The sequence below is a fragment of the Ruegeria sp. J8 genome (assembly GCF_056531925.1).
Window position 1 is genome coordinate 21,995 of the sequence record NZ_JBQFMR010000011.1, and the last position, 14,614, is coordinate 36,608.

Here is a 14,614-nt window from a genome sequence, read left to right on the forward strand (position 1 = left end):
AAAATGACAGCGCCCGGCAGCGACTTCATTATCGCGTTGGAGGCCTGCATCCTGCTGGATATGTTTGAAGGTACCCCTGAACTGGACTCCGTTGCACGTCGCATGAGCATGAGTAAGCGCACTCTTCAACGGCGCCTGACGCTTGAAGGGCAGTCCTTTCGAAAATTGCTGAGCAAGGTCCGTCATCGCCGCGCCTTAAGCTTGTTGCGCGATACGGATTTGGGCTTGACCGAGATCGCCCACAGGCTGGGGTATAGCGACATGGCCAACTTTACCCGAGCGTTCAAAACTTGGGTGGGATACGCGCCATCCATTGCCCCGCGCACCAAGGCAACTACGGGCACCAATTCATAAACGACAAGGGGCAGTCGGGGCAGTCGGCACGGCTGATACAATTGATACAACATGCGACACAACCCGGACACCTAGACCACATAGCTTACCACTATTAAACGGCAGATCGACTCAGTGGCGGCCTCGTTTTGCACGCACCCGCAGGAGGATGGCGGGAAGATGCCCTCTGATCCCATTTTGCCAGCTGGTTTGGAGAGGAACGCTTCGTGATTTGGATTTCGCATAAGGCAAAGGACGGCGACACGCTGGCTTCGATCGTAAAGCAATATAAAATCAAGGATCAAAACGCGATCCTGAAATATTCCAAGAACAAGAAAGTCTCGGTGCGTCTGAAGAAAGGTGAAGCGCTCAAAAAGGGAGAAGTCGTTTGGGTTCTTAACCCGAAAACAAAGGCTTATGTGGTCTCGGACGGTAAGCGCAATGTTCTGCTGGATGAACGCGGTTACAAAGCTACGGTCAAAGAGGTCCATCGCGTAATGGACCGCGCGCTGGAACATCAGCGGATCAATTTTTATGCTGCCTGTGATCGTCACAATGCCCAGATCGAGATCAACAACCAACAGCGCTATGTCTACACGTTCATCAACGCGGTAAGCCGCGCCGAAGATCCGCGCCCCTACTACACCAAAGCAGCGGCGGCCTACAAAACATTGGCAAAAACCGTCAGCGGGCGCGACTACAAGGGGTTCAAGAAAGCCCTGGTCGCCTGCGACGCGGCTGTCGTGAACTACAACAATGCCGTCATCGCATGGGTTCATGGCCTGATTGATGCCACGGCGAAAAAGATCAAACAGGCGGGATATGTGCGAGCGGCGGGTGAATTCGCGACCTGCGCACTTATTCTGACCGCCTGCCCTCCGGCCGGGTTGGGCGCAGGGATCGTACTGAACGCCACAGCCGCCACCGTTACAGGGTTGGCCTTTGACGGCTACGACGCCATTGGCCGCGAAATCGCAGGCGAAAAGCAGATGTCGACAAAAGAAATCAGCGAAAGAATGGTGAAGAATGCGATCACCGGAGCTGCTGCAGGATTGATCGTGGGTGGGGTAGTCAAACTTGCGCGCCCCTATATCACAACCAGTGCCCTTAGCCCGGCCTTTTTGAAAACGTGGTCGGAACGCGCGGCACCCAGACTCGTGCCCAAGGGCATAATCAACGCCGAATTGAAGATAGCGGCCAAGGTTCTGGAAAAACGCGGCGGGCAGCTTGGCCTTGAAGTCTATATCCGTTCGGTCGCGCCCGAGCGTCTGCTACCTCTGGCATTGCGCCGTTTTGCAACCCAGCTTGGAACGTCAGCAATGCTGAAGGTTCTTAGCAAAATGGAACTTGAGAAACTGCTTCTGCCATGGCTCAAAAGCGGCCCCAAAGAGCTTATGGGCGAGGACAACGTCAAATTGGGCAAGGCTGCGGCGAAATTCTTAATGGACGCTGGCCTGGGTAGTTCGTTGATGGAAACCTTGCTCAAACGGAACATGGATAAGTTCCGCGAAATCCTGCGCGTGCTTATCATTAAGGAAATGGAAAAAGCCGAGAAAGCCGCGGCGTGATCTTTGTCCGTCCGTGACAAATCACTTAGGCTTGGCTACCAGCCCAAAGCGGACTGGATGCATCACATCAGAACGGAAACGTAGTTTTCAACACTGGCTTTGTGCAGGCAATAGGCCAGCAACAGAAAGAAAACACATGTAGGAACAGCCAGTTCCAGCCCTTGCCGGATGGACTTAGAAGAGCCGTCTCCGGTCGTTTTCAATCCCGGAATAGAAGACTTCCATTCGACCGGAAACAGCTCTGTCAGATATTTGTTCAGCTTAACCATGCTCAACTCATTAACAACTACACCTGCAATTTACCGGGGGCCAAATTAACCCAATGTTAATCCGTGAACTTTCTCCGTTTTCGGCTGTTTTTTGATCCAAATTTGCGGATAATTTTTTAAAAACGGTTTGCATTGTTCCGCTTGGCGCGACGATCAGCACCACAAACACCGCAAATCACCCCCAAATTCCCGAATGCACGATTCAAAAAAACTGTCGGCGGGGCCTTTTTTAGATCGTCGAGTAGAGGCAGCCGGTGCAAACTGACCGCCTCATTGGATTTTGCCTTAAACAATTGAGAAGACGGAATCTTCGTCGTTGCCATCCCCGGGTATCGTCAAGCTTGCCGGGCTTCCGTCTGCCACTTCACAGCCACCGGTTGGGTCGGCGCCATCCAAGGCGTCTTCCCCTGCCGCCAAGGTAAAGTCCAAATAAAAGTCATCGACTTCGATTGTTGCCAGCGTCTGGAAGTTGTTGATCCGCAGCTTGTCGTTATTGTCGACTCCATCAAACGCGATATAGAGCGTGTCATTGGTGCCGCTGGGCAGGATCAGAACATCGTCTTCGATTGCAATCGGAATAGCTGCTATTTTACCCCCAAACAAAAAGTCTTGGTTGCACGAGCTGGAAAGCCGTCCAGCGCAATGCGCCGCTGATGTGGCGCGCAAAAATTAGTAGCTGTGACATTCAACATCTGGCGTGATGTCAACGAACTCCTGTAAACGTCACCCTGTTGGCTTCCTAGGTCTAGTTGCCCGGCCTCGTCTCGAAGAAATCAAGAAATCCACACCAATATTAGTGATTGCAAGCGCGACTCGCGTCATTGGGCCTTGCAGATTGCGTTTACTGAATACCTTAGAAGCCTTTTATGGGTCGAATAGGGCCAATCCGAATGCGAAGCCAAATTAGGCACCTACTTCAAATTTCCTTTTCCGACCATCGACAGTTCGCGGTGTTCTTCAATATATCCCCGGTTCAGTACGACCAAAGCTATTACCCAAATTTTGCCAAAACTTTGCGTATGGGCTCCTGCTCTTCGCCCGTGGCGAGTTCTACAATCAACATTCCTGCCTGTTTGGCCTACTTTCCGCAAATTCGATACGGAATTCAGACCCCATGTCTGAAGGCTCAACCTTCAGCGTGGCCCCATAGCCTTCGAGGATCGCGGCAACGATCGCAAGACCCATCCCAGTGCCGCCTTCTTCGCGACGCGTTGTGAAGAAAGGCTCGGTTAGCCTTTCCGCGTCGTGTTGTGAAATCCCTTCACCGTTATCCAGAACCCGCAGGACACTATCAGAATAAGACAAGACCACCTCGGTAGCGCCGTGAGACTTCGCATTCTGAGCCATGTGCAGCAAAACAACCCGCCCGTGCTCTTGCGATAATGGCAGCAGCGCATCCTGCCCCTCGGCAATGCGAACTTCCAGCCCGTCTACAGTGGGCAGCATGTCAGGCAACAGGCCCGGACCCGATTTCGGGGCTTGCCGCAATTTACTCAGCTCACGCAACTGGCCCAGCAGAGTGTTCATGCGCACAGCTTCGGTCTGGATATTGTCCAGCAGCCCTGCGCGATCTTCCGGCGACAGGGCAGGTTCGGACAAAAGCTCGGCGGCTCCAGCGATCGAGGTGACTGGGGATTTCAGTTCATGCGTCACGTGATCGGTATAAATCGCAATCTCGCGTGATCGGGCCTGCAACGTATCGGCCATCGACAACATGCTTTCACCAAGATCGGCCAGTTCCCGCATCCCGTATTGTGCAAGCGGGTCCGAGACAGGGGTATCCCCCGAGGCCACTCGGCGCGCCTCATCCCGCAGGCCCCGAACCGGACGGGACATCAGTCGGTGCAAAAGCCATCCGATCAATGCAGCACCGCTAAGCGTGAACAGCGCCATTGTGATCAGCGCGTCTCGTTCGCGGTACAGAAATTTGCTGAGGTTCAGCGGCGTGCGGGACAGCAGCACAACCCCGATCACACGATTCTGTGCCAGAACGGGATAGGCCACGAACACCCGAAACCCCGTATCCCTACTGATCGAGGTCAGCGGATGGCGGTCAAATTCATCTGCACGCGCCCGCAACGCCGTACCGACACGACCAGTCAATGCTTGCTGCACTTCGGCCAAATCGGCGAAAGCACGCAACCCCGCCTCGCCGGTGCCCTGCCCCTGATGGTCCAGAAAAATCACCCCGGCCAGTGTGCTCTTGCCCGCAGACCGGGCCAGCTCGGCCATGCCCGGCAAAACTGTTTCATGACGCGGATCGGATATCGCCCCGACCTTTGGTCCCTCCGGCAGTGGCGGAAGAACCCGGTCGCGGCGCACGTTGATCTGGGCCCGTATGGGGCGGACCTCGGCGGCCCAAAACTCTTGCATTTCGGGCGCAAGTTCGGGGCCGATCTCGGGTCCGTCCACGGCCTGAAAGCGGGTGCGATAAATCTCGGCGTAGACTGCAGCCTGTTTCAGCAGCACCTGTTCGGTTTCCCGCACAAACTGGTTCGAGGTTAGCTGCACCGTCATCATGGCCGCCAGCGGTATTGAGACCAAAGCTACACAGACCAGCGCAACGACAAACGCCATCGACGGGCGCCATTTTCGGCGGATCGCGCCTATCCGTCGCACGTACATGCGCCCAGCTTGATACCGACGCCGTGGACCGTCTGGATGATATCGGCGCACCCGACCTGAGACGCTTTGGCCCGAATGTTACGCACGTGGCTATCAATCGTGCGCCCGGATAATTGCGTGCCCGTCCCATACAGTTTTTGGGCGAGCGCATTTCGGTCATGCACCTGATCGGGACGCTCTGCCAGAGAATACAGCAACTGAAATTCGGTCGCCGTCAGATCGACCGGCGTGGTCTCGATGCGGCAGGTGTGACCGGCCATGTCCAGCTCCAGCCCGCCGGTGCGCAAAGGGCGCGAGGCCGAGCGGCGACCACGGGACAGGATTGCCTTGATCCGCAGCACCAGTTCGCGCGGGCTAAAGGGTTTGGCGACAAAATCATCGGCGCCCAGTTGAAATCCCAGAACCCGGTCGATTTCGTCATCTTGTGCGGTCAGGAACAGGATCGGCAGATCCGATCGCGCCCGAATGGCCTTGCAGCATTCAAACCCATCCATCTGAGGCATTCCGATATCCAGCAGCACCAGATCGATCGATTCACCTCCGACATGGGTCAGCGCAGCCTGCCCGTTCGCGGCTTCGGTTGTGCGCATACCCGCCCCTTTCAGGGCGATGCGGATCACATCGCGGATCTTGGGATCATCATCAACAATCAGGATATGCGCTTCCATAAGAAGGTTCTGACAAGCGATTCGGGCGATGTCCATATCAACCTGCATGATCAGCGACCTCATACCCGTCGCGCCTGCCGAGGACGCAGACCCAATACGGTCATGGCCGCGACCATGATCAGACCCAAAATCGCCTGCGGCTCGGGCGAGGATGACCCGGCGAAGCCCTGCGAGGGATAGGCCGCGGCTGTCACACCGGACACCATCGGCAATGGGACATCGGCCTGCACAGCCATCTGCCCGCTGTCATTGACGATTTGCTGCGACACGGCCACGAATGAGGTGTTCCGGGTTTGCAGCGAATAGGCCAGCCCCAGACGCGTGATCTCGGCATCCGCCTGTCCGGCGCGGTCCCCGACCGCGATCTGCCGTTCCAGCACGCCGATCCGGTCACGTGCCCAGATCAGCGGCAATGCGGCATCGCCTTCGGTTTCGGTCAGTGACAGCTTGACCGGCATCTGCGCGGGGCGCCCCTGCACCAAACCTTTCAACGTGATATCGCCCTCAAGAGCGCCATCGTAGCGCGCCATCACACGAAGGCCATTGCCCGCAAACAGATCAGGCAAACGGGCGGGTGTGACGTCCTGTACCTCCAATCCGCCCCAGTCGATCTGTAAGTCGGTCAGCAAAGGGGATTTGAGGTTCGCGGCCAGAGTTTCGGCCACCTCAAGCGCGTCTTCGTCCAGCGCGACATAGCGGGAATAGCCGCGCCCCTCTTCCGCCATGGCGTCCAGAAGATAGCGGTTCACGGCGTTGCCCACCCCGAACGCATAGATTCGGGCTGGACCGATCTGATCGCGAATGGTTTTCAGGACTCGCGCTTCATTGCCGATATAGCCGTCGGACAGAAAGACCACGATGCGGATCGCGCCCTCGGGCGTGTCGGTCGCAAAGGCAGCGCGAACCGCATTGTCGATCTCGGTCCCGCCCCCCGCAGACAAGCCGCGCACAAAGGTGCGCCCCTTGCGGATATTCGACCGGGTTGCCGGGGTCGATGTGTTCGAAAAATGCCGCGCCGTGTTGGAAAACGGGATGATGCGGAAATGATCCCCCTCCCGCAGCCCTTGCAAGGCAGCATCCATGAAGCGTTTACTGGCCTTCATCGGCTCCCCGCCCATCGAGCCGGAGGTGTCCAGCACAAAGACCAATTCGCGCGGGGTGGCTGTGGCCTCGTCCGGGACCGCCGGGGGTTCGATCAGCACCGACAGAAAGCCACCGCGCTCGTCATGATGGGACAGGCTTGCCGCCTGTAACTCCGCCCCACCCAGCGTATAGCGCAGCACCAGATCGCGGTTGTCCATGACCTTGCCATCTACAAACCGGGCAGTCAGGCTTTCTTGGCCCTGATCGATTTGCAACGGATGGGTCGGGCTGTGAAACCCAGATAGCTCAACCCCAGCAGTCAGAGAGACATCCAGCGAGACCCGCTCGGACGTCACAGTATCGGGCAGGTCCAGCCCCGCGACCGGAGGATAGGCGGGGATCGGGCTGACAGACCACGTGGCGTTTTCCAGCGGAATGTCCTCGGCACTGGCCAGCTCAGGCCGAGGAGTGTCTAGCGGGCTTTGATAGCGCGGGCCGACGATCAGAGGGATCACCATCTCATGCTGGCCGTCGATCTTGGGCACCATCTGGACGTAGCGCAACGTTACCTCGACCGGACGCCCCGGCATCAGGTTGGCAATCCTCTGCGTGAACATGTTGGGGCGGTGCTGGGTCAACAGCGCAGCCGCCTTGCCCTCGGACGCGGCCTGATCGAACTCTGCCTCGGCCTGTGCTTTTTCACGGATCACGGCCCGTACCAACTCATCGCCTACGCGCATCTCCATCCCGTAAACGGCGGCTTTTTGGTTCAGGGGGAACAGGTATTCAGCCTCGACCGGAACCATCGCTGGGTTCTGGAACGTCTGCCGCAGTTCAACTGTCGCCATATCGCCCTGAATGGTGACATGCAGGGCGCTGTCCAGCAGGGGCAGATCGAAAACCCGGTCGCCAGCATGGGCGACAACGCGCCCGGCCACGTCGGCGGGGTCGGGTTTGGCCGCGGCCACCATCGGCCAGACAAGTAGGATCATCACAGGGAAAAGGGCACGCATTTGGATCTCCTGAGCAAGGGTTACAAATCAAGGGCGGCTAGAACCGCAGCCTCATAGGCGGCGCGGTCCGAATCTGACATGGATTTCGGGGTAATGCGCTGGATCGAGCGCCATTCGCGGGATGAGCCGTTCAGCCAGCTCCAGACGGCTTCGCCCACGCCAGCGGTGCGCTGACCATCGCCCGAGACAAAGCTGACCGCGACCGTCCAGACCTGCCCGTCCGGGCCCGTTGCTTCGTAAACCGAGCTGGGCAGCGGATCGAACCGGGTGCCCAGAAACCGCACTTGATAGCCCATACCAAGCAGGCAGGCGGCCGGAGAATGCAGGTGGCGCAGGGGCGAAGTCGTGCGCACGACATTCACCCCCATGGGGCCGAACTGTACTTTGCGCGCCGTGCCGCCATAGGTCGCGAAATAGGCGCGTTCAACGTCAGAGAGTGCGACCTCTTGCGCGGGGTGTCCGAGCAACTGACCGGGCAGTTCGGTCGGGGGCACCGGAGCGGATTGATCGACCGGCGCGCGCGGGGCACTGACGATTGCCAGCGACAAACCCAGCGCCGATACAACCGCTGGGAAATGCAGGACGCGCGGCAGGGAAAACGTTGTGATCCGCGCAGGTCTGGGCCGGGCGGGTTTCGGACGGTACAGCAGCACAACCGTCAAGGCGATCAGCGCCAGTGTCCCCAGCCCGATCAGGCTGTGCAACGTGGGGGCCATCGTGTCGACCCCTTGCGCCAAACCCGCCGCCAGCAGGGTGATGCGCAGGCCATTGCCCAGCACCGTTGCTGCTGCTATCAACAGACCTCCGCCCAGCGCAGGCAATAGCGCCGGACGGTAGAGCGCGTTCAGGCAGGCCCAAAGGCTGACAAGCTGCAACAGCCCCACCGCACCCGAGCAGGGCAGATCGACCAGAACATCCACGCCACCCACACGCAGCCGAACTCCTTCGCATAGCAGGTCCGGGAAAAAGGGCGACAGCATTGCGCACGCCACGTGGGCGGACATCACCTGCAACGGAAACCCTGCCACCCGCTCAAGGATCGGTCCAAGCGGCAGGCAGAACAGAAACAGCGCCGCCAACCACATGGGCGACAGCGCAATGCGTCGCTGATCCAGTCGCAGGAAAACGGCCAACGCAAAGACATCCAACGCCAGAGCCAATGCGCTGAGGATATTGACGGCCAGCACCTGCCCCCCCAAGCGAACGCAGGCCGCACCCAGGAAGACGGCAAAGACCCGCCCGCGCCGGTCCGGCCCCTGCGGGCGAGAACTTGTCAGAGACAGAAGCACCAGACCGGCCAGCAGCAGGCCGTACAGCGCGCCATAGGATTGGTAAGACGGATCGCGCCAGCTTTGGATCAGCCACAGGACGGGCTCGATCGCCAATACGGCGGATGCAAGGGCCAACCCGGCCCACAGTAGGTAAGATCGGTTATGTTCCATACCGCCTTGTCACACCTTGATGTGCAAACCAGCGGCGGATGTTGTGCAGGATTTGTGCAGATCAGGCGGGGGTGCCGCCTTGGGTCATGACTATGCCCGACGCTGGGCGCCAACCCAAACAGGAACTGGTTGATCGACCGCTGTAGCTGCCCGCATGGATTGAACCGCCAAGGTGGCCCAGCTACGCAGTTGCAACAAAACCATTGCACCTCCGATCACAATGGTCGCGCCGATCAGGGGTGAGGCCGCAACCTCGTAACTTTGTGTGCCGGCGACCCAAACGGCGAAACCCAGACGCGTTACTGCGACAGCATCTGTCACGCGGGCTAGTTTGGGCAGAAAATACGTGGACACAGCCGTCGCGAACACGATCATCGACATATATAGCAGCCCGGTGAACACCGGCAGGGGCATCCCGAAACGTGTCACCTCGATATGGGAGTACAGGACATATCCGGCAGCAAACGCCAGAAACGCAATCGCGTAGAGTCGCCTTTTCTGACTGTCGATATGTCCAATGATGCGCTTCACAGCAAAGACCCCCTGAACCTTCATGAAGATCTTTGTGCGCCCTGATTTTGCGGATCATCTGACCTAATAAGGGCGGAAATTTGGCTTTATGCCGCGAACCCTGCGAAACCGCTAATAGGATGCCGATATCATGTCCGCGTAGTTGTCTGCCAGCATTCGCGCATCGGTGCGGTCGAATTTCACCGTCGGCAGGGCTTGCATATCAATCAGCGCCGCGTTGTCGAACAGTTTGGCCAGATCGACATCAAGATTTATCTGCGTCTCCCCTGCCCGCGTCATGTCTGCCGGAACCAGCACCGAGACCTCGCGGGCATTCTCGGAAAACCCAACATGATAAACCAGCGGAGAAATGGCTCCATCCACATCCAATGCACCCTCGAAGAGAACGAATTTATACCCAACCTCCCAGTTCCACGCCATCTGGCTGTTGGGGTCCAGATCGCCCCGCGCAAGGATCGACCCGTTGGCGTCCGGGTCCACGCCGATCAAAAAGCGCAGTCCCTCGATCCGGCGCAGTGGCACATCGGACAGAGTGATCACATAAGATCTGTCCGCATTGTCGAACCGGGCAAGGTAATAGCTGTCGGGCTCCACGAACTCTTCATCGCCCGAGGTCAAAACCAGATTACTGAGGTAAAACCGAAAATCTCGTACCCGAAACGCGCCGGGTCCAGCGGGGTTGTCATACATGAACTGGTCGAAGGTCAGCGGGGCCCCGTCCATGGTCGCCCGCAGCGTGACGGTGACATCGGTCGTGCGTTTGGGGCCAGGGACGAACACAATCCATCCGATGGCAAGCAACACCAACAGACCAAAACCGGACATGGCTTGCAGGCGGGACATCATGAGCCTCCTTCAAACGGATTGGAAAAGGCAGGGTCGGTCAGAAAAACTTCGTCGGTCAGCGTATGTAGAAAAGCGATGATTGCGTCGATTTCCTCGGGTGTCATGCGCAGGCCCACCGTATCCGACGGGGTGTCAGGGGCGTTATCGGCTTCAAGGATCAACGGGCTGAGCGTGTCGCTGACGACAATGCCGTCATTATAGTGATTCATGACATCTCGCAGCGTCTCGAACCGGCCGTCATGCATATAAGGAGCGGTCACGGCAATATTGCGCAGGGTTGGAACCTTGAAGAACCCTTTGTGAGCAGGGTTTCCCGTTACCGCCATCAAACCAGGTGCCAGCGTGTCCTCTGGGTCGAGCCCATTGTTCGAGAACCCGTCCAGCGCGTCCCGAAACCCCGAGGTCAGGAACTGACTGTGGCAATCAATGCAATTCCCGCCGCGCAGGGACACTTTGGTGTCAGGATGGGCCATGAACAATTTGCGCCCATGTTCTTCCTGCGCGTTCAACCGCACCTCACCGCGCAGGTATTTGTCGTATTTGGAATTGTCCGAGATCAGCATCCGCATGAAACTGGCCAACGCCCGGGCGATGTTGTCGGCGCTGACTTCACCATAGGCGCGGCGAAACATGCGACGATAGCTAGACGAGCTGGACAGCTCTGCAACCAGCACGTCGATATCCTGCCCCATCTCTTCGGGGTGCTGGATCGGCATCAGCGCCTGCTCTTCAAGCGAGGTCGCACGGCCATCCCAAAAGAACCTCTCCTGCCCCCAAAGCAGATTGACCAGGCTCATGGCGCTGAACTCCAGCTCACCGCCCGATAAGGCCTGAGATCGGGCACGCCCGTCGGTGAAAGCCATCGCCTGAATGTGGCAAGTGGCGCAGGACACTTCGTTGTTCGCGGATAGAATAGGGTCGTAGAACAGGTGCCGCCCCAAGGCGAAACCTTCCTGAGTCAGCGGGTTATCAGGCGGCACGGCAAACCGCCCGAACACAAACGGCGCCGAGAAGTCGGCGATGGGTGTCGCCACCGGATCGCGGATGAAGTCCCGGATCAGCCACCCCGCCGCGACCAGAATCGCAGCGGCGGCCAGCAGAACGATCACCCGAGGCATGGGCCACCCGATCCGTTAGTGGTGATGCACAAAGCCCGAACCAAACAGACCCTCAACGTTGTCCACGCCCTTGTTGTAGCGTTCCTTGAAATTGACCGTCCCGATACGTTCACCGGTTTCCAGATCATGCACCGAAATCGTGTGCGCGTTCAGAGAAGCGATGAAATCCACATCGGTCGGGTCATTGTCCGCACCGTTGCCCAGATTGAGCAGATTGTTCTGAATCGCGATCAACTCGCGCCCTGAGGCGGAGGTGAAAAAGATCATGTGATGTGCACCGGGATCGGTCACGATGTCGGGGCCGCTGGACACCAGTTCAGGCAGAGCGCCCAGTTCGTACCGTTTCACCACACCGGGCAAAGCGTGCGAAATGAACAGCTCATCCTCGGTGCCATAGAATTCCAAGGGCACGGCAGTGTCATTGGCGACACCGCTATAGATGACCTCGGGCGCGCCAAAGGTCTTGGCCTTGGCGTCATAGGGGATTTTCCACGTCTCGAACCCGAACATTGTATTGGCCAGAATGGCCGGTTCGATATCGGGGTGAATGCTGGGCCGCGCGAACAGAACCTCGACCGGAGAAGACGGGAAGTTCAGCGGCTTTTCATTCTCGACGGTGATGTTCTGGATAGGCTCCAACGTGTTCAGATCAATGATCGTTAACGCGTTCCCAACACCAGTAGCCAAGTCAGGATGCACGGTCGATGTCACCACCATACGATCCTCGAAAGCCGAAATGCCATGCGGATACATGATATACGGGGCACCTTCGCCGACCTGACTTTTACGGGCTTCGATGATTTTGACCACCGCGTTGGTTTGCGGATCAAACACCCCGACCGAGCCGCCATCATCACCTCCGGTGCCCCCCATGAAGGTAACAAACATGTATTCCTGCCCGTTCGAATTGGCCCACATGATATCTTCGCCCACGATCTGGCCCTGTGTGTCCAGACAGGTGATGCCTTCGATCACCGGCGCACCGCCAGCGTCCCTCGACAAGCCAATCTCGGCCAGACTGCACGCCGGATCGAGCCCGGTGGAATACAGCCTGCCATTCGGGCTGTAGTAAAGGTGATGCAGAGGGTGCTCGATATCGGGTTGCTCAACCTCGCTGAGAATTTCTCCAAAGCGATCAGATTCCGGGTCCAATTCAACAATGGCAACGCTGTGATGGGTATCCAGCGTCGGCAACCCGCGCAGCAACACCATGCCATGGCTTTCTTCACGGGTCTGCGCGTAACTGGCTGAAGTGCTGACGACCAACCCTGCCGCAAACAGAATGGTTGCTCCAAATCCCATGTATTTCATAGCCTTCCCCCTTGTTGCACAGCCCTAAAAAGTTCAGGGTTACATGTATCTTACGTAACGTCATATCACAGTGAGACGCCTGCACCAAACACCCCGGCGCTTTACCGGAAATCAGTATGCGGCAGTAAGGAAGTCATTGTGTTTCAAAACAGTTTGACCACTGCGTGAGCGTTCCCCAAGCGTGGCCCGAAACCGCGCCTAGGGATCACCGAAAACCCCGCGCAGAATTCGGCGAATGTCCTGCGCGAACGCCTCGCGCGAAGACGCAACAACCAAAGCGCCCCGTGTCGCGGTTATCAAAATATGCGCCAGATCCTGCGCCCGTTCCGGCGTTGCAGCCAGGTCGTGGCGCAAGATAAATGCCCCCAGCTTCTGGGCATACAGGCTGGGCCAATTTTCGGGCTGGGCGCTTGCGACGGCCAGAGCATCCTCGAGCAGCTCGGACCCGTGCCTGGATTCAGCCAGTTCGACCGAATCTCCGACGACAGAAATCAGCGCTGTTTCCACTACAGCCATCGGCGCGTTTTCAGCCTGATCGAGCAGCGCGAAAACATGCTGGTACAACGCTTCTGTATAGGCCCTCAACGCCCAAGCGTAACACGCGTCCTTCGATCCGAATTTCTTGTAGATCGACTGGCGCGACAGACCTACCGCGCGCGCAACGTCTTCCATTGACGTTTTCCGAAATCCGTACTGGGCAAAGGCGGTCATGATATCTTGTGGGTTCACGCCGGAAATTGTGTTCGCAGTCGCCAAAAATACCCCACTTCCCGGTCAGGCAGGGCACAAACACAAAGTACCGCCTTTGACCAATCAATCACATTTTTACATTTCTGACACTGTTCGTGAAAAATGACAACTGGTCAGCCGCAGCCAATAGGGAACGCCCTATCCTTGGGAACCACAGCGTTGACGCCACGCTAAGCGTTTTCCGCCAAAATGATCTTCTCGGTCGCGCGAACCAGGTCAGGAAACCGTGATCGTTCGTGGATATATAGGAATACCTGCCTGTGATCTGGCAAGTCGCGGATCAGTCGAAATGCGGTGGCTTCCGGAATGAACCCTGTCACCGTTTGTGGCAAAACCGTCACCCAATCACCGGTCCGAACCATCGCAATCAACGAATGCGTGTTGTGGATGGTCACTCCCGCCCGGTCAATCGCGGCGTGAAACTGCGGCGACTCTATCAGGTCGCACAATGCGTTGCGAATGAATGGAACCGAGGCGATTTGGGCAAGGGTCGGCGGCGCCTCTTGCGCGATCAACGGATGCTCGGCCGAGCAGACCAGCCCGAACCGGTCCCGCAACAGCGGCACCGCGCGAATACCATTCAACGCATGATACCCCGAGGCGATCCCGATATCGGCTCTGCCTTCGACAAGCGCGTCAAGAACCTGCTGCGTATCGGTGTCGCGCAAATCGACTTTCACGCCGGGATACCGCCGCGCAAGATGCGATAACACGCGTGGAAAAATCAAAGCCGCAACCGACGGCACCGAGGCAATGCGCAAGAGCCCCTGCTCGGCGATCGCGGCCTCTTCGATGTCCTGCACGGCCTGATCGAACTGACGCACTTGTTTCAGCGCCAGTTCAAACACTTGCGCTCCCAATGGGGACAAACGGCTCTTGCGCTCACCTTCAAACAGCTTTCGACCCAGATGGTCCTCAAACTGTTTCAATGTCATCGATACCGCCGACTGCGTGCGCCCCAAGCGATCCGCGGCCTCGGTCAAATTGCCGGTTTGGGCAACGGTGCAGAAACAACGAAGGGTTTCAATCTTGAGTGCCATATTTCAGTTTTCCTGAA

Annotated in this window: 14 protein-coding genes; 2 read left to right on the plus strand and 12 right to left on the minus strand. The window is 57.8% G+C overall.

Annotation, left to right across the window (positions count from 1 at the left end; translation table 11 throughout):
- The first annotated feature begins 3 nt into the window (after window positions 1-3).
- Together ACR0L1_RS19560 and ACR0L1_RS19565 are read left to right on the plus strand one after the other, a co-directional pair.
- A complete protein-coding gene (locus ACR0L1_RS19560; RefSeq protein ID WP_480860449.1) occupies window positions 4-354 on the plus strand; it encodes a helix-turn-helix transcriptional regulator in 351 nt (116 codons plus the stop codon).
- 206 nt (window positions 355-560) lie between these two features.
- Window positions 561-1,901, plus strand: coding sequence for a hypothetical protein (locus ACR0L1_RS19565; protein WP_170775072.1), 1,341 nt, complete (start codon window positions 561-563; stop codon window positions 1,899-1,901).
- Between the two features lie 62 nt (window positions 1,902-1,963).
- Here the strand turns inward: ACR0L1_RS19565 and ACR0L1_RS19570 are convergent, their stop codons facing one another.
- The 12 genes from ACR0L1_RS19570 to ACR0L1_RS19625 all read right to left on the minus strand — a co-directional run bounded on the left by ACR0L1_RS19570 (window position 1,964) and on the right by ACR0L1_RS19625 (window position 14,597).
- Entirely contained in the window at window positions 1,964-2,170 is a 207-nt protein-coding gene (locus ACR0L1_RS19570) for a hypothetical protein (RefSeq protein WP_480860451.1), read from the minus strand.
- Window positions 2,171-2,455: 285 nt separating this feature from the next.
- Complete coding sequence (locus tag ACR0L1_RS19575; RefSeq protein WP_480860452.1) at window positions 2,456-2,773, minus strand: hypothetical protein; 318 nt, start codon at window positions 2,771-2,773, stop codon at window positions 2,456-2,458.
- 453 nt (window positions 2,774-3,226) lie between these two features.
- Window positions 3,227-4,747 (minus strand): ATP-binding protein, encoded by a 1,521-nt coding sequence (locus ACR0L1_RS19580; protein ID WP_480860454.1) that lies wholly within the window; start codon window positions 4,745-4,747, stop codon window positions 3,227-3,229.
- A 29-nt stretch (window positions 4,748-4,776) separates the two neighbouring features.
- On the minus strand, window positions 4,777-5,526 hold the full coding sequence (locus ACR0L1_RS19585; protein WP_480860456.1) for a response regulator transcription factor: 750 nt from the start codon (window positions 5,524-5,526) through the stop codon (window positions 4,777-4,779).
- A complete protein-coding gene (locus tag ACR0L1_RS19590; protein WP_480860457.1) occupies window positions 5,523-7,559 on the minus strand; it encodes a VIT and vWA domain-containing protein in 2,037 nt (678 codons plus the stop codon). Before ACR0L1_RS19590 ends, ACR0L1_RS19585 begins: the two co-directional genes overlap by 4 nt.
- A gap of 20 nt (window positions 7,560-7,579) precedes the next feature.
- Complete coding sequence (xrtT, locus tag ACR0L1_RS19595) at window positions 7,580-9,001, minus strand: exosortase T (RefSeq protein WP_480860459.1); 1,422 nt, start codon at window positions 8,999-9,001, stop codon at window positions 7,580-7,582.
- A 90-nt stretch (window positions 9,002-9,091) separates the two neighbouring features.
- The gene (locus ACR0L1_RS19600) at window positions 9,092-9,532 is read right to left on the minus strand and encodes a hypothetical protein (RefSeq protein ID WP_480860460.1); all 441 of its coding nucleotides are present in this window, start codon (window positions 9,530-9,532) and stop codon (window positions 9,092-9,094) included.
- A 111-nt stretch (window positions 9,533-9,643) separates the two neighbouring features.
- On the minus strand, window positions 9,644-10,375 hold the full coding sequence (locus tag ACR0L1_RS19605; protein WP_170775083.1) for an MbnP family protein: 732 nt from the start codon (window positions 10,373-10,375) through the stop codon (window positions 9,644-9,646).
- Window positions 10,375-11,496 (minus strand): cytochrome-c peroxidase, encoded by a 1,122-nt coding sequence (locus ACR0L1_RS19610; protein WP_480860462.1) that lies wholly within the window; start codon window positions 11,494-11,496, stop codon window positions 10,375-10,377. The genes ACR0L1_RS19605 and ACR0L1_RS19610 overlap by 1 nt, the downstream gene beginning before the upstream one ends.
- 15 nt (window positions 11,497-11,511) lie before the next feature.
- Window positions 11,512-12,807 (minus strand): hypothetical protein, encoded by a 1,296-nt coding sequence (locus tag ACR0L1_RS19615; protein WP_170775087.1) that lies wholly within the window; start codon window positions 12,805-12,807, stop codon window positions 11,512-11,514.
- Between the two features lie 198 nt (window positions 12,808-13,005).
- Window positions 13,006-13,518: a TetR/AcrR family transcriptional regulator gene (locus ACR0L1_RS19620; protein WP_480860464.1), complete on the minus strand. Its 513-nt coding sequence runs from the start codon at window positions 13,516-13,518 to the stop codon at window positions 13,006-13,008.
- Between the two features lie 209 nt (window positions 13,519-13,727).
- Complete coding sequence (locus tag ACR0L1_RS19625; protein WP_480860466.1) at window positions 13,728-14,597, minus strand: LysR family transcriptional regulator; 870 nt, start codon at window positions 14,595-14,597, stop codon at window positions 13,728-13,730.
- Window positions 14,598-14,614 lie beyond the last annotated feature (17 nt).